Here is a 19,071-nt window from a genome sequence, read left to right as displayed (position 1 = left end):
GCGAAAAATTAAACCCGCGAATTATACGCGGGTTCTTTGGTATTGCCTAACGACGTACGGTGCAGAATCAGTCTGCTTCTTCGATCCAGGCGGCCTGAATGGCTTCAAGCACCTTCTCGCCACCGCGGGTCGGATCATCACTGAACTCCGGCAATGCCAGCACCCATTGGTGCAGATCGACGAAGTTCACATAACGCGGATCCACTTCCGGCCTGGACTCAGCCAGCTGGATCGCGATTTCAAGCACATCAACCCATTTCAGACTCATGTCGGTTCCTTGAATCAGTGCGGCGCTTCGGCTGCATGGTTGAGCGAATATTTCGGAATCTCGATGGTCAGGTCTTCTGTCCCGACGATCGCCTGACAGGCTAGACGAGATTGCGCCTCCAGACCCCATGCCCGATCAAGAAAGTCTTCTTCCAGCTCATCGGCCTCTTCCAGCGAATCGAAACCTTCGCGAACGATGCAGTGACAAGTGGTGCAGGCGCAGACGCCGCCACAGGCGCTTTCCATCTCGATATGATGTTCATGGGCCAGTTCGAGAATGGAAATACCAGGCTCAGCCTCTACAACCATGCCTTCCGGGCAGAACTTCTCGTGTGGCAGAAAAATGACCTGCGGCATCAGTTATCCTCGATTTCATTCAGGTTGCGCCCCGCCAGAGCGGCTTTCACCGTAGAGTCCAGGCGGCGGGCAGCAAAGGCATCGGTCACTTGCGACAGACGCTTGGTCTGCTGCTCGATGGCGTAACCATCGGTGCCTTTCATCAATTCGGTCAGTTCCTGCATCTGCAATTCGATGACCATGCGCTCTTCGGCGTCGAGCAGGCGTTCGCCGTCAACTTCCAGAGCGCCCTGCACCGCCTCGATCAGGCGCTGGGCATCGACCTGCTGCTCACGCAATACCCGAGCGACCTTGTCATCGTTGGCGTGCTGGAACGAATCTTTAAGCATTTTGGCAATTTCGCCGTCGGTCAGGCCGTAGGACGGTTTGACCTGGATGCTGGCTTCGACGCCCGAACCCAATTCGCGGGCCGAGACACTGAGCAGACCGTCGGCGTCGACCTGGAAGGTCACGCGAATCTTCGCCGCACCGGCCACCATCGCCGGAATACCGCGCAATTCGAAACGGGCCAGGGAGCGGCAATCGCTGATCAGCTCGCGCTCACCCTGCAATACGTGGATAGCCATGGCCGACTGGCCATCTTTATACGTGGTGAAGTCCTGGGCCCGGGCGACGGGGATGGTGGTGTTGCGCGGAATCACCTTCTCCATCAGACCGCCCATGGTTTCCAGCCCCAGGGACAACGGAATCACGTCGAGCAACAGCAGTTCGCCGCCGTCACGCTTGTTGCCGGCCAGGGTATCGGCCTGAATCGCGGCACCGATGGCCACGACTTGATCCGGATCGATTTCGGTCAACGGCTCGCGACCGAAGGCCTGCGCAACAGCTTCGCGGACGCGAGGCACACGCGTCGAGCCGCCGACCATGACCACAGCGTGTACGTCTTCCAGCTCGATACCGGAATCACGCACCGCGCGACGGCAGGCTTTCAAGCTGCGAGCAACCATCGGCTCGATCAACGCATTGAAGGCGTCTCGGGTCAGCTCGGCCTTCCAGTCGCCATAAGCGACTTCGACGGACGAGCAATTGGTCAGGGCTTCTTTGGCTGCGCACGCGGTTTGCAGCAGATTACGTTGCGTACCCGGATCGAGGTCGGCCGACAGACCGGCGCTCTCGATGATCCAGCCAGCGATAGCATGGTCAAAGTCATCGCCACCCAGGGCGCTGTCGCCGCCGGTGGCCAGCACTTCAAACACACCGCCGGTCAGGCGCAGAATCGAAATATCGAACGTACCGCCGCCCAGGTCATAAATCGCGACCAAGCCTTCGGCGTGCTGATCCAGACCGTAGGCGACAGCGGCGGCGGTTGGCTCATTGAGCAGACGCAGCACGTTCAGACCGGCCAGCTTGGCCGCATCCTTGGTGGCTTGACGCTGAGCATCATCGAAATAGGCTGGAACGGTGATCACCGCGCCAACCAGCTCGCCACCCAAGGTCGCTTCAGCGCGCTGACGCAGCACCTTGAGGATATCGGCGGAGACTTCGACCGGGCTTTTCGGACCTTGCACCGTGTCGATGAACGGCATGTGCGACTCGCCGTCGACAAAACGGTACGGCAGTTGATCGCCCAATTGCTTGACGTCGGACAAACCACGACCCATCAAGCGCTTGACCGACAGCACCGTGTTCAAAGGATCGGACGCGGCGGCCAGTTTGGCCGACTCGCCGACTTCGACGCGATCGGCGTGATAGCGCACGGCAGACGGCAGAATGACCTGCCCTTGCGCGTCGGCCAGAGGCTCGGAAAGACCACTGCGCAACGCAGCGACCAGCGAATTGGTAGTGCCCAAGTCGATCCCCACAGCCAGACGACGCTGGTGCGGTTGAGGACTTTGGCCGGGTTCGGCGATCTGCAGTAGGGCCATCGTGATCAGGACTTATCTGTATATCAGGCGTGCGACCGGAGCGGCACTGGGTTAATCGTCGAGGCGCTCTTCTAACTGGCGCACTTCGTAGGTGAGCTTGTCGAGGAACTGCATGCGCCGCATCAGGCGTTCGGCCTGTTCACGTTGCGCTGCATCATCCCAACAGGCTGCGAAGCTTTCGTTCAGTTCATCCTGCGCGGTTTTCAGGCGACGCTTGAACACTGCAACACCCGCCAGGTCGGCGCTGTCTTGCAGGTCTTCGAGTTCTTCACGCAACTCCATCTGCTGCAGAAGAAACTCCGGATCATGCACCGTGACCTCCAGCGGCAGCTCGCGACCACCCATGGCGAGCAGGTATCGCGCGCGTTTGGGGGGACTTTTGAGCGTCTGGTAGGCCTCGTTGAGGCTCGCGGATTGCTCGAGCGCCAGCCGCTGCTCACGCTCGGAAGCGTCAGCAAAGCGGTCCGGATGAACACCGCGCGCCAACTCACGGTAGCGCGTGGCCAACTGATCGAGATCCAGACGGAAGCTCGGTTTCAGCTCAAATAAAGCGAAATGACAAGGAGTACCCACGCGCAGCCTCAGATGTTGAAGCTTTCGCCGCAGCCACATTCACCGCGCACGTTGGGATTGTTGAACTTGAAGCCTTCGTTCAACCCTTCCTTGACGAAATCGAGTTCGGTGCCGTCCAGGTAGGCCAGGCTTTTCGGGTCGATGATCACTTTCTCGCCGTGACTTTCGAACACCTGATCCTCTGCAACCACCTCGTCGACAAACTCCAGCACGTAGGCAAGGCCGGAACAGCCTGTGGTGCGAACACCCAGGCGAATCCCTTCACCTTTGCCGCGCCCGTTGAGGGAGCGTCGCACGTGTTGAGCAGCCGCTTCTGTCATGCTGATAGCCATCGGTGACTCCTTACTCGTCGCCAAATCTTGAAAGTCAGATCAAGCCTTTCTTCTGCTTGTAGTCGCGAACGGCCGCTTTGATAGCGTCTTCAGCAAGTACGGAGCAGTGAATTTTCACTGGCGGCAGCGCCAGTTCTTCGGCCAGCTGAGTGTTCTTGATGGTCTCTGCTTCATCCAGAGTCTTGCCTTTCATCCACTCGGTCGCCAGGGAGCTGGAGGCGATCGCCGAACCGCAACCGTAGGTCTTGAACTTGGCGTCTTCGATGATGCCTTGTTCGTTGACCTTGATCTGCAAGCGCATCACGTCGCCGCACGCCGGAGCGCCGACCATGCCGGTGCCGACATCAGGATCTTCCGCGTTCATCTTGCCGACGTTGCGCGGGTTCTCGTAGTGGTCGATGACCTTTTCGCTGTAAGCCATGATTCTTAATCCTCACTCATCAGGAGTCGCTCTTGAAGCCCTGCAAATCGTGGATTGGCAGGGCCCGGTTGCGGCGACTTGAATATCAGTGCGCCGCCCACTCGATTTTCGAAATGTCGACGCCATCTTTGTACATGTCCCACAGCGGCGAGAGAGTGCGCAGCTTGGTAACGGCCTCGCAGACTTTCTGCGCGGCGTAGTCGATTTCTTCTTCGGTGGTGAAACGGCCGAAGGTGAAGCGAATCGAACTGTGTGCCAGTTCGTCGTTGCGGCCCAGGGCGCGCAGTACGTACGAAGGCTCAAGCGATGCCGAGGTGCAGGCCGAACCGGACGAAACCGCCAGATCCTTGAGCGCCATGATCAGCGACTCGCCCTCAACGTAGTTGAAGCTCAGGTTCAGGTTATGCGGTACGCGGGCGGTCATGCTGCCGTTGACGTACAGCTCTTCCAGGCCTTCGACCTGCTTGAAGAAGCGGTCGCTCAGGGCTTTGATGCGTACGTTCTCGGCAGCCATGTCTTCCTTGGCCACACGGAAAGCTTCGCCCATGCCGACGATCTGGTGGGTCGCCAGGGTGCCGGAACGCATGCCGCGCTCGTGACCGCCGCCGTGCATGGTCGCTTCGATGCGAACACGCGGCTTGCGGCTGACGTACAGCGCGCCGATGCCTTTAGGGCCGTAGGTTTTGTGGGCAGAGAACGACATCATGTCGACTTTCAGCTTCGACAGGTCGATCTCGACCTTGCCGGTGGACTGAGCGGCGTCGACGTGGAACAGAATGCCCTTGGAGCGGCACAGTTCGCCGATGGCAGCGATGTCGTTGATGGTGCCGATTTCGTTGTTCACGTGCATGATCGACACCAGGATAGTGTCGTCGCGCAGGGCAGCTTCGACCATCTCTGGAGTGACCAGACCATCTTCGCGAGGATCGAGGTAGGTCACTTCGAAACCTTCACGTTCCAGTTGGCGCATGGTGTCGAGGACAGCCTTGTGCTCAATCTTGGTGGTGATCAGGTGCTTGCCTTTGGTGGCGTAGAAATGCGCCGCCCCCTTGATTGCCAGGTTGTCGGACTCGGTGGCACCGGAGGTCCAGACGATTTCACGCGGGTCGGCGTTAACCAGGTCAGCGACCTGACGGCGAGCGTTCTCGACGGACTCTTCAGCTTTCCAGCCGAACACGTGGGAACGGGACGCCGGGTTACCGAAGTTTCCGTCGACCAGCAGGCATTCACTCATCTTTTGCGCGACACGTGGATCAACCGGGGTCGTCGCAGAGTAATCAAGGTAAATCGGCAATTTCATGGACTATCTCCTAAATCAGGCTGGCTGGCGTGCCGCTAGCTCTTTGGCTGTCATTCGACGGCGGACGCTTCAATCTTGTCCAGGCGTGGCGCCTTGCTGTTGCAACGACGCTGGTCCTGACGCTGGGCTACTTCTTGCACCTCACGGCGAGTTACAAGGTCAGCCAAGCTGATACCGCTCAGAAATTCGTGAATCTGCAGACTCAGATCGCACCACAAGTGGTGGGTCAGACAGGTGTCGCCTTGATGGCAATCACCTTGGCCCTGGCATTTGGTTGCATCGACCGATTCGTTGACCGCATCGATCACCTGGGCGACCTGGATGCCCTGCATGTCTCGGGACAGCTGGTAACCACCGCCTGGACCGCGAACACTGGACACCAGATTGCTGCGGCGCAATTTGGCAAAAAGCTGCTCGAGGTAGGACAGGGAGATACCTTGGCGCTCGGAGATATCGGCCAGGGACACCGGCCCGTGCTGCGCATGCAACGCCAGGTCAAGCATGGCGGTCACGGCGTATCGGCCTTTTGTAGTCAGTCGCATGGACAATTACCACGGAATTCGGAATGGGGCGAGTATGCAATTCCCGAGTATTTAAGTCAACTATAAGACCTAGTGCTTTACTCAGGTTTACCCGCAAAAGAGCGCGCGCATCATAGCAAAGGCTGGCGGCGTACAGCCAGCAATTGCGCGTTATCGTTCTTCGCGGGCAAGCCTCGCTCCTACAGAGGCAGCGCGACTCATGTAGGAGCGAGGCTTGCCCGCGAAGAAACTGACACGGTTTAGCCGGCCCGGCTCTGATCCTTGTCCTTCACACAGGCGAAGTCCTCTTCGCGCAGCTCAGGCAGATCTTTCGCACAGTAATTGCTACCCAGGTCCTTCAGCGCCCCACACATCCCTTCAAGTCGACCATCTACAGCCTGCAGATGATCGAGCAACTGGTTAATAGCTCGAGCCACCGGGTCCGGCATGTCTTCGCCGACACCGTAGGCGTCGAAACCGATCTTCTCGGCCATGGCCTTGCGCTTGGCGTCCTGCTCTTCATCGGACTTGACGATGATCCGCCCCGGAATCCCCACCACTGTTGCCCCGGGCGGAACCGCCTTGGTGACCACGGCATTGGAACCCACCTTGGCCCCGGCACCCACCGTAAACGGGCCGAGCACCTTGGCGCCCGCCCCGACCACTACACCGTCTTCCAGGGTCGGGTGACGCTTGCCTTTGTTCCAGCTGGTGCCGCCAAGGGTCACGCCTTGATACAGGGTGACGTCGTTGCCGATCTCAGCGGTCTCACCGATAACGATGCCCATGCCATGGTCGATAAAGAAGCGACGACCGACCTTGGCACCCGGATGAATCTCGATTCCGGTCAACCAGCGACCGAAGTTCGACACCAGACGCGCCAGCCATTTCCAGCCCATGCCCCACAACGCTGACGACAGGCGATGGATCCAGATGGCGTGCATGCCCGGGTAGCACGTCAGAACCTCAAAAGCATTACGCGCCGCCGGGTCACGATGGAAAACACTTTGGATATCTTCACGCAAACGCTCGAACATCATTAATCCTTCCGCTTTAGAAGCTCGCCACGGGCCGCTTTCTGGGTTTCCGTGAGGATGCCACGCAATATATTCATTTCCGCCCGGCTGACCGAGCTGCGTCCGTACAACCGGCGCAGGCGCGCCATCAAGTGCCGTGGTTTTTCCGGGTCGAGGAACTCGATGGCCACCAGGGTTTGCTCCAGGTGCTCATAAAAGCGCTCCAGCTCATCCATGGTCGCCAGCTCACCACTTTTGGTGGATGCCACTTCCTCCTTCTCAACCTTGCTCGGCTGACCTTGGGCCGCCAGCCAGGACATGCGCACTTCATAGCTCAACACTTGCACCGCCGCCCCGAGGTTCAGCGAACTGAATTCAGGGTCTGATGGGATGTGAACGTGATAATGACATCGCTGCAGCTCTTCATTGGTCAGGCCGGAGTCTTCACGGCCAAACACCAATGCGATCTCGGCACCTTGCGCCGCCTCTTCGACCACCTTCACACCGCATTCGCGAGGATCGAGCAATGGCCAGGGAATGCGACGGTCACGAGCACTCGTACCGAGCACCAGATTGCAGCCGACCAAGGCATCTTCCAGAGTGGCGACGACTTGCGCGTTTTCAAGGATATCCCCGGCACCAGACGCACGCGCATCGGCCTCGTGATGCGGGAACAACCGCGGTTCGACCAGCACCAGCCGCGACAGGCCCATGTTCTTCATGGCACGCGCAGCCCCACCAATATTGCCGGGGTGACTGGTATTGACCAGGACGACACGAATGTTTTGCAGCAAGGGAGACGCTCTCGAACACTTTAATAGGGAGCAGAATCTTACAGCTCAACCTACCGTTAAGCTATGAAAGCGAACACCGACCTTCACCTGTAGAAACTTTCTGATAGAATGCCCGGCTTTCTTTAACAACCTTAGGTGACACATCCATGCAGCCCATGCTGAATATCGCGCTGCGCGCCGCCCGCAGCGCCAGTGAATTGATTTTCCGCTCCATCGAGCGCCTGGATACCATCAAGGTCGACGAAAAAGACGCCAAGGATTACGTATCCGAGGTGGATCGCGCCGCCGAACAGAAAATCATCGATGCGCTGCGCAAGGCCTACCCGAATCACTCGATCATGGGTGAAGAAACCGGCATGCACGCCGGTAGCGGCATCGAAGGCGAAGAGTACCTGTGGATCATTGATCCACTGGATGGCACCACCAACTTCCTGCGCGGCATTCCTCACTTCGCTGTCAGCATTGCCTGCAAATACCGCGGCCGCCTGGAGCACGCTGTTGTTCTGGACCCGGTTCGCCAGGAAGAATTCACCGCCAGCCGTGGTCGCGGCGCCCAACTGAACGGTCGTCGCCTACGCGTCAGCGGTCGCACCAGCCTGGACGGCGCCCTGCTGGGTACCGGCTTCCCGTTCCGTGACGACCAGATGGACAACCTCGACAACTACCTAGGCATGTTCCGCGCCCTGGTTGGCCAGACCGCCGGCATCCGCCGTGCTGGCGCAGCGAGTCTGGACCTGGCCTATGTGGCCGCCGGCCGTTTCGATGCGTTCTGGGAGTCAGGCCTGTCCGAGTGGGACATGGCTGCAGGCGCCCTGCTGATCCAGGAAGCCGGCGGCTTGGTGAGCGACTTCACCGGCGGTCACGACTTCCTTGAGAAAGGCCACATCGTCGCCGGCAACACCAAGTGCTTCAAGGCAGTACTGACGGCGATCCAGCCGCACCTGCCAGCTTCGCTGAAGCGCTAAGCGCCCACGCTCAAAAAGCCGCAGCACTTCAAGAAAACGCCCCGACTTGTTCGGGGCGTTTTCTTTTGTGCGGAAAAAGTCTTCCCCCCTTAACGCCGCGATCCGTGTGGGAGCGAGCTTGCTCACGAAGACGACGCACCAGACAACATCAATGTCGATCGACACACCCTCTTCGCGGGCACGCCTCGCTCCTACAGGTTCCGCACCATAACGAAAAATGCCCCGTATCTTTCGATACGAGGCATTTTCTTGAAGAGCCAGCCTGAACAGGCTGACTCTTGCGCATCGGAAGCTGGACTTAAGCCAGTTTTTCCTTGATGCGAGCTGCTTTACCGGACAGGTCACGCAGGTAGTACAGCTTGGCTTTACGTACGTCACCGCGACGCTTAACGGCCATGCTGTCGATTTGCGGGCTGTAGGTCTGGAAAGTACGCTCTACGCCAACACCGTTGGAGATTTTACGAACGGTGAAAGCACTGTTTACGCCGCGGTTACGCTTGGCGATAACTACGCCTTCGAACGCTTGCAGACGCGAACGATCGCCTTCCTTCACTTTCACCTGAACGACAATGGTGTCGCCCGGGGCAAAGGTAGGGATCTCTTTGGTCATCTGCTCTGCTTCGAGTGCAAGGATGATTTTGTTAGTCATGCTGTGCTCCTAAGGTAAATCGTCGGATCTACCATCGATACGTTGTTAACTATCGTCCCGCTCGCGGATGTATTCCTCGAGCAGCTTCTTCTCTTCTCCAGAAAGCGAGCGGCTTTCCAGAAGATCGGCGCGTCGTTCAAAGGTCCTACCAAGGGACTGCTGTAAACGCCAACGCCGGATGTGCGCGTGATTGCCACTTAGCAATACGTCGGGAACACGCTGATCCGCATACACCTCCGGTCGGGTGTAGTGCGGGCAATCCAGCAAACCATCCGTAAAGGAATCTTCCTCGGCGGAGTCCGCATGCCCTAAAGCTCCAGGCAGCAGTCGTGTAACCGCATCGATCAGGACCATCGCCGGCAGCTCACCGCCAGACAGTACATAGTCGCCAATCGACCACTCTTCATCGACATGAGCATCAATAAAACGCTCGTCAATGCCTTCATAGCGGCCGGCAATCAGGATCAATGCATCCAGATTCGCCAACTCGCGCACCGCCGACTGAGTCAGTTGACGGCCTTGGGGGGACAGGTAAATCACCTTCGCCGCCTCCCCGGCTGCTGCCTTGGCCTGAACCAGAGCATCTTCCAGGGGCTTGATCTTCATCACCATGCCCGGACCACCGCCAAATGGGCGATCATCCACCGTGTGATGTCGATCCGTCGTGTAGTCTCGCGGATTCCAACAGGTGAGCTGCAACAGCCCCTGTTTCACCGCCCGACTGGTGATGCCGTACTCGCTGATGGCGGAGAACATCTCGGGAAACAAACTGATCACTTCTACGCGCAGGTTAGCCACGTTTAGAAGTCCGCATCCCATTCCACCTTCATCTCGCCTGCGGCAAGGTCGACAGCCAACACGCATTGCTCCGTATAGGGCAACAGGCGTTCGCGATCATCCAGGCTACCAGCGCAAGGCTTGACCACCATTACATCATTGGCGCCGGTTTCCAGAAGATGATCGATTTTCCCGAGCAGCTGCCCGAGTTGATCGATAACCTTCAGACCTTCCAGCTGGTACCAGTAGTACTCGCCGTCGGTCAATTCAGGGAACAGGTTGCGCGGCACACAGATCTCATAACCAGCCAGAAGACGCGCTTCTTCACGATCATCAAGACCCTTGAGCTTTGCGACCAGGAACTTGTCGTTCCCACGTCCGCTGACCAGCTCGACCTGCTTCACATTGCCTTCGCGCTTGAGCGTCCAGGTTTTGTACTGCAACAGGTTTTCAGTCGGATCAGTAAAGGAATACACCTTCACTTCGCCGCGAACGCCATGAACAGAATAAATTTTGCCAATAACGATCAAATCATCGGCAACAGCTGGCGTCGCGCTCATATTGCTCAGGCCGCAGCCTTAGCAGATTCCTTCAACAACTGAGCAACGCGCTCAGAAGGTTGTGCACCAACGCTCAGCCAGTAGGCTACGCGCTCTTGGTTCACGGACAGACGAACTTCTTGACCACGAGCAACAGGGTTGAAGAAACCAACCTGTTCCTTGTGCGAACCGTCGCGCGGGTTACGGCTGTCGGTTACGGTCAAGTGGTAAAACGGGCGCTTTTTGGAGCCGCCAAGGGCAAGACGGATTGTTAGCATGTGAACATCGTTCCTGTAGTCGGTGCTGCAAATCTAAAGGCACAGCGGGCATAGGTGCCCGAAAGGCCGCATATTCTAAGGAATATCCGGACTTTTGCAAATGTCTTTTTCCGGCGGCCTATCGGTCGCCATCCAGATTTGCTATAGAGCCGTCGTTGAAAACGGCCAGTCAGCTCCCGCCAAGTGCGGGTTTGCTGGAGATCCCACTTCCATGTGGGCAGCGCCGACATGACTGCCGGCGCGAATCTTTTACATTTTCGGCATGCCGCCGCCGGGCAACATACCGCCCATGCCGCGCATCATTTTGGCCATTCCGCCTTTCGCGGAGAATTTCTTCATCATCTTCTGCATCTGCTTGTGCTGCTTGATCAAGCGACCGATGTCCTGCACCTGAGTGCCGGAACCCATGGCGATCCGGCGCTTGCGCGAACCGCTGATCAGCTCAGGGTCGCGGCGTTCGGCCGGGGTCATGGAGTTGATGATGGCTTCCATCTGCTTGAACTGTTTCTCTGCCGCGCCCTGGGCGTTGCCCATTTGCGCCAGATTCACACCACCTATGTTCGGCAGTTTGTCCATGAGGCCGCTGAGGCCGCCCATGTTTTTCATCTGTTGCAGCTGATCGCGGAAGTCTTCGAGGTCGAAGCCCTTGCCCTTCTTCAGCTTCTTGGCCAGTTTATCGGCCTTGTCTTTGTCGAGAGTCTGTTCGGCCTGCTCGATCAGGCTGAGCACGTCACCCATGCCGAGGATGCGCGAAGCAATACGCTCAGGGTGGAACGGCTCGAGCGCTTCGCTCTTCTCGCCCATACCGATGAACTTGATCGGCTTGCCGGTGATGGCACGTACCGACAACGCGGCACCGCCACGGGCATCGCCGTCGACCTTGGTCAGGATCACACCGGTCAGCGGCAGCGCATCGCCGAAGGCCTTGGCCGTGTTGGCGGCGTCCTGGCCAGTCATGGCATCGACCACGAACAGGGTTTCAACCGGGTTGATCGCGGCATGCAGCGCCTTGATCTCGCCCATCATTTCTTCGTCGATGTGCAAACGACCGGCGGTATCGACGATGACCACGTCGATGAATTTCAGTTTTGCTTCTTTAATAGCGGCTTGCGCGATGTCGACCGGCTTCTGGCTCAGGTCGGACGGGAAGAAGGTAACGCCAACTTCACCCGCGAGCATTTCAAGCTGCTTGATCGCCGCCGGACGGTAAACGTCCGCGGACACGACCATGACCGACTTCTTCTTGCGCTCTTTAAGGAAGCGCGCGAGCTTGCCGGCGGTGGTGGTTTTACCCGCACCCTGCAAACCGGCCATCAACACGACAGCAGGAGGAACGGCGCTCAGGTTCAAGTCTTCGTTGGCCGCGCCCATCAGGCTTTCGAGTTCGGCCTGGACGATTTTCACGAAGGCCTGGCCCGGCGTCAGGCTGCGCGACACCTCGGTGCCGACAGCGCGCTCCTTGACCGAGTTGACGAAGTCTTTGACCACCGGCAAGGCGACGTCAGCTTCGAGCAACGCCATGCGCACTTCGCGCAGGGTGTCTTTGATGTTGTCTTCGGTCAGTTTGGCTTTGCCGGTGACATGGCGCAGCGTCTGCGAGAGACGGTCGGTTAAGTTTTCAAACATTGCGCGATCCTTTCAGGCCCTGTGTAGACCGGGATAATGGCGGCCCAGACCGGAATAAACATGTGCTCGGCGAGCCTGCGGCGTGGGCAGGTCGCGGATTATAGCGAAGACTGCGTCTGGCGGACACCTCGCCGTCAGGTTGCATGGTCTTTCGTGCTATGGGGGTTCTATGCCAAACTCAGCGCCTTTCGGGCTTGCCTAACAGGATTTATGCTCCCCTTGTCACCCAGTTTGCTTACCACCCTCGCCGCCGCCTGCTTATATGCCGCTGCGACCCTCTATCAAGGCACTCGTCTGGCCACCGGCGCCAAGGCGAACAAGCGCCTGCTGGTCACGCTCGGTGTGCTGGCCGTGCTGGCTCACAGCGTCAGCCTGATCACCTATCTGCTGACACCGATCGGCCTGGCCCTGGACTTTTTCAGCGCCGCCAGCCTGATTGCCGCAGCGGTCATCGCCCTGACCCTGCTGGCCTGCTCGCGGATTCCGGTGGAAAACCTGCTGCTATTGCTGTTCCCGCTGGGCGCCGCCACCGTGGTGCTGGCACAGTTCGCCCCCGCCGGTACGGTGCAGATCATTGACGAAGCACCAGGCATCCTCGCCCACATCCTCTTGTCGATCCTCGCTTACGGCATGTTCACCATTGCCGTGTTCCAGTCTTTGCTGCTGCTGGTTCAGGACCATCAGCTCAAACACAAGCATCCATCCGGGCTGATCAAGAACTTCCCGCCGCTGCAAACCATGGAAAGCCTGCTGTTTGGTTTCCTTTGGGCCGGCTGGAGCCTGCTTTCGTTGTCGCTGATCTCCGGCTGGCTGTTCGTCGAGAACCTGTTCGCCCAGCACCTGGTGCATAAAACCTTGCTGGCGTGCCTGGCCTGGATCGTGTTCAGCGTTCTGCTTTGGGGGCGTAACCGCCTCGGCTGGCGCGGACACAAAGCCATCCGCTGGACCCTTGCCGGTTTTTGCCTGCTGATGCTGGCGTACTTCGGCAGCAAGCTGGTCCGCGAATACATTCTGCATATCTGACGGGCGGCATTAATGGACGACTTGCCCATAGGGCCGATGCTCGCGGTGCTGGCCCTGCTGATTTTATGGTCGGGGCTGTTTACCGCCATCGAAATTGCACAACAGCAGCTGCTGGCCCAGCGCACGGCCTCGCGTTCGGGCGACAAACCCGTTGCGAAGCTGAGTTTCCCGCTCAACAGCCTGATCCTCTGCAATACCCTGTGCCGCGCGCTGGTAGTGGTCATCAGCACTTTGCTGGCGATTTTCACCTGGGCGCAAAACGGTGTATGGATTGCCTGCCTCGGTGCCAGCGCGGTGCTGCTGGTGTTCGCCGACTACCTGCCGCGCACCCTTGCCGTGCGCTATCCAGATGCTGTCCTGAGCCTGGGCAACACACTGCTCGGCATACCCTTGAAGATCGTCTACCCGGCTGCCTGGCTGCTCAATGCCATCAGCCAACTGCTGATGCGACCATTCGCCCGCAAAATCAATGTGGTACAACAAAGCGAAGACGAGGCGCCAGCAGATCGGCATGACGATCACGAACACGCCGCCAGTCGCCCGCATTCGCTGTCAGGTATCCATGCGCTGGATAACATCACGGTCAACGATATTCTGGTGCCGCGCAGTGACGTCGACGGAATCAATCTGGACGATTCCCTCGAAGAAATCATCGAACAATTGCGCCATAACAGACGCACCCGCCTGCCGGTATTCCACAGCGACATCAACCAGGTCGAAGCCGTGCTCAACACCCGGCAAATCCGTCATTTACTGCCGGATTCAAGCCTGACCCGGGAAGCGCTGCTGGCAGCCAGTCACGAACCGTACTTCGTACCGGAAAGCACCCCGCTGCAACTGCAATTGCTGAACTTTCACAAGCAGCAGCGGCGTTTGGGCATGGTGGTCGACGAGTACGGCGAAGTGCTGGGCATCGTGACCCTGGAAGACATTCTCGAAGAAATCGTCGGTGAGTTCGAAAGCCAGCACAGCTTGGATAATCCGCACATCCATCCGCAGGCCGATGGGCGTTTGGTCATCGAGGGTGCGGCGTCGATTCGTGAATTGAACAAGAGCCTTGGCTGGCATCTGCCCAGTGATGGTCCGAAAACCCTCAACGGGTTAGTGACCGAGGCGCTGGAAACGATCCCCGACAGTGCGGTTTGCCTGAAAATCGGGCGTTATCGGCTGGAGATACTGGAGACGGAAGACAATCGCGTTACGCGGGTGTTGATCTGGCATACCAGCTCAGTACCTGCCCTCGTCCGTTAGCTCAGCAAAAGATCGCGGCCTCGCTTCGCTCGACAGCTCCTACAGTTTGGAATGCGTTCCTTTGTAGGAGCTGTCGAGCGAAGCGAGGCTGCGATCTTTTTCAATATCCATGCCCTTGTTAGATCGTTAGCCGCCTTCCTATAATCAAGTCGCTTACCCAAGCCCCCGCCGAACCACGTGCTTACCCCGCGCGCAGCAGGTTCCGGCCAGATCATCGACAATATCCGCACCACTGCGACGACTGTTCCTACCTTGAACAGCGACCGTATCTGAACCCACATCCCTGGGTATTCGACCATAATAATTCGCTCCACTGGGGCCCATGACTGTCAGGGATTACCGCATGACGACCAGCACAACGTTCAGCGACACCACGCCTGCCCAACCGACCAACTCCGCCACCCGAGTCGCCACCGCGAGTTTCATCGGCACGGCCATCGAGTTCTACGACTTCTACGTCTATGCCACTGCAGCAGCGCTGGTGATCGGGCCGGTGTTCTTTCCGCAAACCTCCGGCACCGCCCAGATGCTGTCGGCGTTCCTTACCTTCGGTATCGCCTTCCTTGCGCGGCCACTGGGTTCGGCGCTGTTCGGCCACTTCGGTGACCGCATCGGGCGTAAATCGACACTGGTCGCCTCCCTGCTGCTGATGGGCGTGTGTACCACGCTGATTGGCGTGCTACCGGGTTACGACAGCATTGGCGCCTGGGCGCCGATCCTGCTTTGCGTGCTGCGCTTCGGCCAAGGCCTGGGGCTGGGCGGTGAATGGGGCGGCGCCGCATTGCTGGCCACGGAGAACGCGCCCAAAGGCAAGCGCGCGTGGTACGGCATGTTCCCGCAACTCGGCCCATCGATCGGATTTCTTGCGGCCAACGGCCTGTTCCTGACCCTGGCCATGAGCCTGAACGACGAGCAGTTCCGTTCGTGGGGATGGCGGATTCCGTTCCTGCTCAGTGCCGCGCTGGTGATGGTGGGCCTGTATGTACGCCTCAAGCTCCACGAAACCCCGGTATTCGCCAATGCCATGGCTCGTCAGGAACGGGTGAAGATCCCGCTGGTCGAGCTGTTCAGCCAATACTGGGCGCCGATGCTGCTGGGCGCCGGCTCGATGGTGGTGTGCTACGCGCTGTTCTATATCTCGACAGTGTTTTCGCTGAGCTACGGTGTGTCGACGCTCGGCTACACCCGCGAAACCTTCCTCGCTCTGCTGTGTTTCGCGGTGCTGTTCATGGCGGCCGCGACACCGCTGTCGGCCTGGGCCAGTGATCGTTTCGGGCGCAAACCGGTGCTGATCATCGGCGGCGTGCTGGCGATTCTGTCCGGATTCCTGATGGAACCGCTGCTGACCCAAGGCTCGACCTGGGGCGTGGCGCTGTTCCTGTGCATTGAACTGTTTCTGATGGGCGTGACGTTTGCGCCGATGGGCGCGCTGCTGCCGGAGCTGTTCCCGACCCACGTGCGCTATACCGGCGCGTCGGCGGCCTACAATCTGGGCGGCATTGTCGGAGCCTCGGCGGCACCGTTCTTTGCGCAGAAACTGGTGGCGATGGGCGGTTTGAGTTATGTCGGCGGGTATGTATCGGGGGCGGCGGTGCTGAGCTTGATCGCGGTGCTGTGCCTGAAGGAGACGCGGCATAACGATTTGAATCGGGTTGCCTGAAGCCAAAAGCTTCGCGGGCAAGCCTCGCTCCTACAGGGATCACGTCAAACGACAGTAGTGCGTTCAACAAATGACCTGTAGGAGCGAGGCTTGCCCGCGAATGGCGCGACTCGGTTTACAGCTCTACAACAACAGCCTGAGAAGCACGGGTCGCTTTAGCCCGTGCAGCCTCGATCGACTCATCACGCGCCAACGCCACCCCCATCCGACGCTGGCCATTGACCTCAGGCTTGCCGAACAGACGCAACGCAGTATCCGGCTCGCTCAGCGCAGCGCCCAAATTGGCGAATGCTGTCTGAGTCGACTGCCCTTCCACCAGAATCACCGCCGAAGCCGAAGGCCCGAACTGACGAATCAATGGAATCGGCAGGCCCAGGATCGCCCGTGCGTGCAGCGCGAACTGCGACAGGTCCTGGGAAATCAGGGTCACCAGACCGGTGTCGTGCGGGCGCGGCGAGACTTCGCTAAACCAGACCTGATCACCTTTGATGAACAACTCGACGCCAAACAGACCACGGCCACCCAAGGCTTCGGTCACCGCTTTGGCAACGCGCTCGGATTCAGCCAGAGCAACCAGGCTCATGGCTTGTGGCTGCCAGGATTCCTGATAGTCGCCCTTCTCCTGACGGTGGCCAACCGGCGCACAGAACGTAGTGCCGCCAACATGACGCACGGTCAGCAGGGTGATTTCGTAGTCGAAATCGATGAAGCCTTCGATGATCACGCGACCTTTACCGGCGCGGCCACCTTCTTGAGCGTAATCCCAGGCTTTCTGCACGTCATCGACGCTGCGCAGCAGGCTCTGGCCTTTGCCCGAGGAACTCATGACCGGTTTGACCACGCAGGGGAAACCCAGATCGTCGACAGCCTTGCTGTAGTCCTCGAAGGTGTCGGCGAAGTAGTACGGCGACGTCGGCAGGCCCAGTTCTTCGGCGGCCAGGCGACGGATACCTTCGCGGTTCATGGTCAGCTGCGCGGCGCGAGCGGTCGGGATCACGGTGAAGCCTTCGGACTCCAGCTCTACCAGAGTCCCGGTGGCGATGGCTTCGATTTCCGGAACGATGAAGTCCGGCTTCTCGGCTTCGATCACTGCACGCAGGGCTGCGCCGTCGAGCATGTTGATCACATGGCTGCGATGGGCGACTTGCATGGCCGGCGCATTGGCGTAGCGATCCACGGCAATCACTTCAACGCCCAGGCGTTGCAGCTCGATCACCACTTCCTTGCCCAACTCACCACAGCCACACAGCAATACGCGGGTCGCGGTTGGCGACAATGGAGTTCCGATACGGGTCATCTCAGGTCCTCAAGAAGCGGATCATCGAGGGATGCGGTGCCTGGCACGCTTCCCATGGGGAGAAAGCGCGGCATTTTACATGAACCTGAGGGTTTGGCTTCAGCTGACGACGGCCTGATTACGCAAGCGCCAGGCCATGATCAGCCACACGACTGTCACACCTGCGAACTTCGACCCCATGGCGGTGAGGATCACGGCCGGAGTGAACGCATCGATCATGCCGAAGAAGATGAAGGTGTCCAGCGGGATGCTCAGCGCCGAACTTATCCACAGGCGATCATGCAATGGACGCTTGGTGATGCTGAACACCAGCCAGTCGATGCACTCGGACACCGCGAACGCCGTGGCGCTGGCCAACGCAATGTAGGGATCGGACGTGACGTAGGACAGCACCAGCGCCACCAACATCGCCGCAATCGCGCCATGGCCAAAGCGGGTTTGCACCATGTCGCGCAACACGAATACCAGCCCACCCCAGGCCGACCAGATGATGTCCAGGTGCGGGGCGCTGGAAAAGGCGTAATTGATCAGCACGACGCTGCTGATGTAGGCGATCAGGAAGAGCATGGGGTGGGAGTACCTGTCGATTTTGGTGCACAGGGTACTTCATCTCCAGCGCACAGATCACCTGTGGCGAGGGAGCTTGCTCCCGTTGGGGCGCGAAGCGGCCCTCAAATCAGCGTATGCAGTGTGTCAGATGGAATACCTTTGTCAGCTGGGGGCTGCTTCGCTGCCCAGCGGGAGCAAGCTCCCTCGCCACAAAAGTGCTGACAACTCAGGAATCGGATTTGGATGGCAGCATCCAGATCAACCCACTCGACTTCGCCCGCTCATGACACAACCCCAGCACCTTGCGTCGCTCTGCGTTGTCCATCCGGCTCCAGCGGGTGATTTCTTCCACCGTGCGCTGACACCCGGTGCAAATGTCATCCTCATCCAGCGCACAAATGTTCACGCACGGCGATGGAACAGGTCGTTCAGTGGTGCTCATTCTTCCTGCTCGACCAGATCGCGGGCGTAACGCTGCGAGTTATGCACATAGTGGGCAGCGCTGGCTTCGAGCATCTTCTTTTGCGGCTCGGTCAACTCGCGCACGACCTTGCCCGGTGAGCCCATGACCAGCGATCCGTCCGGAATTTCCTTGCCTTCACCGATCAGCGAGTTGGCGCCAATGATGCAGTTCTTGCCGATTTTCGCGCCATTGAGGATCACCGCGTTGATGCCGATCAGACTGTAATCGCCCACCGTGCAGCCGTGGAGCATCGCGTTGTGGCCGATGGTCACGCCGGTGCCAATGGTCAGCGGGTAGCCCATGTCGGTGTGCATTACGGTGCCGTCCTGCACATTGCTGTTCTTGCCGATCAGGATCAGTTCGTTGTCGCCACGCAACACGGCGTTGAACCAGACGTTGGCGCCCTCTTCCAGTTTGACCTTGCCCACCAGCACGGCATTGGGTGCGACCCAACTCTGCGGATGGGTGTCGACGCGGGCGTCGCCCAGGCGGTATTTCATCTTATTGTCCTCAAAGGCTCAGGCAGCCGCAGACTCATGCCATGCGAA

At 59.0% G+C, this 19,071-nt stretch carries 23 protein-coding genes; 4 read left to right on the top strand and 19 right to left on the bottom strand.

All coding sequences use genetic code 11. The features are described 5' to 3' along the window. Positions 1–67: 67 nt before the first annotated feature. The 10 genes from iscX to trmJ form a co-directional block, all read right to left on the bottom strand. Positions 68–268 carry a Fe-S cluster assembly protein IscX gene (gene iscX, locus KW837_RS25435; protein ID WP_007903597.1) on the bottom strand — a complete coding sequence of 67 codons (201 nt, stop codon included), beginning with the start codon at positions 266–268 and terminating at the stop codon, positions 68–70. Positions 269–282: 14 nt separating this feature from the next. Then, positions 283–624, bottom strand: a complete 342-nt coding sequence (fdx, locus tag KW837_RS25430; protein ID WP_007903596.1) for an ISC system 2Fe-2S type ferredoxin — start codon at positions 622–624, stop codon at positions 283–285. Further along, the gene (hscA, locus tag KW837_RS25425; protein ID WP_218398953.1) at positions 624–2,489 is read right to left on the bottom strand and encodes a Fe-S protein assembly chaperone HscA; all 1,866 of its coding nucleotides are present in this window, start codon (positions 2,487–2,489) and stop codon (positions 624–626) included. Before hscA ends, fdx begins: the two co-directional genes overlap by 1 nt. A gap of 51 nt (positions 2,490–2,540) precedes the next feature. Continuing rightward, positions 2,541–3,062, bottom strand: coding sequence for a co-chaperone HscB (gene hscB, locus KW837_RS25420; protein WP_008070981.1), 522 nt, complete (start codon positions 3,060–3,062; stop codon positions 2,541–2,543). 8 nt (positions 3,063–3,070) lie between these two features. Continuing rightward, entirely contained in the window at positions 3,071–3,394 is a 324-nt protein-coding gene (gene iscA / locus KW837_RS25415; RefSeq protein ID WP_007903589.1) for an iron-sulfur cluster assembly protein IscA, read from the bottom strand. A gap of 34 nt (positions 3,395–3,428) precedes the next feature. Next, entirely contained in the window at positions 3,429–3,815 is a 387-nt protein-coding gene (gene iscU / locus KW837_RS25410) for a Fe-S cluster assembly scaffold IscU (RefSeq protein WP_007929523.1), read from the bottom strand. 85 nt (positions 3,816–3,900) lie between these two features. Beyond that, a complete protein-coding gene (locus tag KW837_RS25405; RefSeq protein ID WP_192345539.1) occupies positions 3,901–5,115 on the bottom strand; it encodes an IscS subfamily cysteine desulfurase in 1,215 nt (404 codons plus the stop codon). A 50-nt stretch (positions 5,116–5,165) separates the two neighbouring features. Continuing rightward, positions 5,166–5,657, bottom strand: coding sequence for a Fe-S cluster assembly transcriptional regulator IscR (gene iscR, locus KW837_RS25400; protein WP_007903581.1), 492 nt, complete (start codon positions 5,655–5,657; stop codon positions 5,166–5,168). A 239-nt stretch (positions 5,658–5,896) separates the two neighbouring features. Then, positions 5,897–6,673: a serine O-acetyltransferase gene (gene cysE, locus KW837_RS25395; protein ID WP_218398952.1), complete on the bottom strand. Its 777-nt coding sequence runs from the start codon at positions 6,671–6,673 to the stop codon at positions 5,897–5,899. A gap of 2 nt (positions 6,674–6,675) precedes the next feature. Further along, positions 6,676–7,446: a tRNA (cytosine(32)/uridine(32)-2'-O)-methyltransferase TrmJ gene (trmJ, locus tag KW837_RS25390; protein ID WP_218398951.1), complete on the bottom strand. Its 771-nt coding sequence runs from the start codon at positions 7,444–7,446 to the stop codon at positions 6,676–6,678. Between the two features lie 146 nt (positions 7,447–7,592). On the opposite strand from trmJ, the gene suhB reads away from it, so the two are divergent. Beyond that, positions 7,593–8,411, top strand: a complete 819-nt coding sequence (gene suhB, locus KW837_RS25385; protein WP_038981724.1) for an inositol-phosphate phosphatase — start codon at positions 7,593–7,595, stop codon at positions 8,409–8,411. Positions 8,412–8,709: 298 nt separating this feature from the next. Here suhB and rplS read toward each other — a convergent pair whose 3' ends face one another. The 5 genes from rplS to ffh all read right to left on the bottom strand — a co-directional run bounded on the left by rplS (position 8,710) and on the right by ffh (position 12,280). Then, positions 8,710–9,060, bottom strand: coding sequence for a 50S ribosomal protein L19 (gene rplS / locus KW837_RS25380; RefSeq protein WP_003175895.1), 351 nt, complete (start codon positions 9,058–9,060; stop codon positions 8,710–8,712). Between the two features lie 45 nt (positions 9,061–9,105). Continuing rightward, positions 9,106–9,879: a tRNA (guanosine(37)-N1)-methyltransferase TrmD gene (gene trmD / locus KW837_RS25375; protein ID WP_173667518.1), complete on the bottom strand. Its 774-nt coding sequence runs from the start codon at positions 9,877–9,879 to the stop codon at positions 9,106–9,108. Further along, positions 9,861–10,397 carry a ribosome maturation factor RimM gene (rimM, locus tag KW837_RS25370; protein WP_007897576.1) on the bottom strand — a complete coding sequence of 179 codons (537 nt, stop codon included), beginning with the start codon at positions 10,395–10,397 and terminating at the stop codon, positions 9,861–9,863. Before rimM ends, trmD begins: the two co-directional genes overlap by 19 nt. Positions 10,398–10,402: 5 nt before the next feature. After that, on the bottom strand, positions 10,403–10,654 hold the full coding sequence (rpsP, locus tag KW837_RS25365) for a 30S ribosomal protein S16 (protein WP_003198088.1): 252 nt from the start codon (positions 10,652–10,654) through the stop codon (positions 10,403–10,405). A 249-nt stretch (positions 10,655–10,903) separates the two neighbouring features. Continuing rightward, positions 10,904–12,280 carry a signal recognition particle protein gene (gene ffh, locus KW837_RS25360; protein ID WP_218398950.1) on the bottom strand — a complete coding sequence of 459 codons (1,377 nt, stop codon included), beginning with the start codon at positions 12,278–12,280 and terminating at the stop codon, positions 10,904–10,906. 210 nt (positions 12,281–12,490) lie between these two features. Here ffh and KW837_RS25355 point away from each other — a divergent pair, with 210 nt between their 5' ends. The 3 genes from KW837_RS25355 to KW837_RS25345 all read left to right on the top strand — a co-directional run bounded on the left by KW837_RS25355 (position 12,491) and on the right by KW837_RS25345 (position 16,214). Beyond that, complete coding sequence (locus KW837_RS25355; protein WP_032830310.1) at positions 12,491–13,303, top strand: inner membrane protein YpjD; 813 nt, start codon at positions 12,491–12,493, stop codon at positions 13,301–13,303. A gap of 12 nt (positions 13,304–13,315) precedes the next feature. Further along, positions 13,316–14,554: an HlyC/CorC family transporter gene (locus tag KW837_RS25350; protein ID WP_218398949.1), complete on the top strand. Its 1,239-nt coding sequence runs from the start codon at positions 13,316–13,318 to the stop codon at positions 14,552–14,554. 343 nt (positions 14,555–14,897) lie between these two features. Continuing rightward, positions 14,898–16,214, top strand: a complete 1,317-nt coding sequence (locus tag KW837_RS25345) for an MFS transporter (RefSeq protein ID WP_218398948.1) — start codon at positions 14,898–14,900, stop codon at positions 16,212–16,214. 115 nt (positions 16,215–16,329) lie between these two features. Here KW837_RS25345 and purT read toward each other — a convergent pair whose 3' ends face one another. The 4 genes from purT to KW837_RS25325 form a co-directional block, all read right to left on the bottom strand. After that, positions 16,330–17,511 carry a formate-dependent phosphoribosylglycinamide formyltransferase gene (gene purT / locus KW837_RS25340; protein WP_218398947.1) on the bottom strand — a complete coding sequence of 394 codons (1,182 nt, stop codon included), beginning with the start codon at positions 17,509–17,511 and terminating at the stop codon, positions 16,330–16,332. A gap of 99 nt (positions 17,512–17,610) precedes the next feature. Then, on the bottom strand, positions 17,611–18,078 hold the full coding sequence (locus KW837_RS25335) for a VUT family protein (protein WP_218398946.1): 468 nt from the start codon (positions 18,076–18,078) through the stop codon (positions 17,611–17,613). Positions 18,079–18,286: 208 nt separating this feature from the next. Continuing rightward, positions 18,287–18,502 carry a DUF1289 domain-containing protein gene (locus KW837_RS25330; protein ID WP_007897551.1) on the bottom strand — a complete coding sequence of 72 codons (216 nt, stop codon included), beginning with the start codon at positions 18,500–18,502 and terminating at the stop codon, positions 18,287–18,289. Then, positions 18,499–19,023, bottom strand: coding sequence for a gamma carbonic anhydrase family protein (locus tag KW837_RS25325; protein ID WP_003221962.1), 525 nt, complete (start codon positions 19,021–19,023; stop codon positions 18,499–18,501). Before KW837_RS25325 ends, KW837_RS25330 begins: the two co-directional genes overlap by 4 nt. Positions 19,024–19,071 lie beyond the last annotated feature (48 nt).

Source organism: Pseudomonas sp. PDM24 (assembly GCF_019218905.1).
In the GTDB taxonomy this organism is placed as follows: domain Bacteria; phylum Pseudomonadota; class Gammaproteobacteria; order Pseudomonadales; family Pseudomonadaceae; genus Aquipseudomonas.
This window is presented reverse-complemented; position numbering and strand designations above follow the sequence as displayed.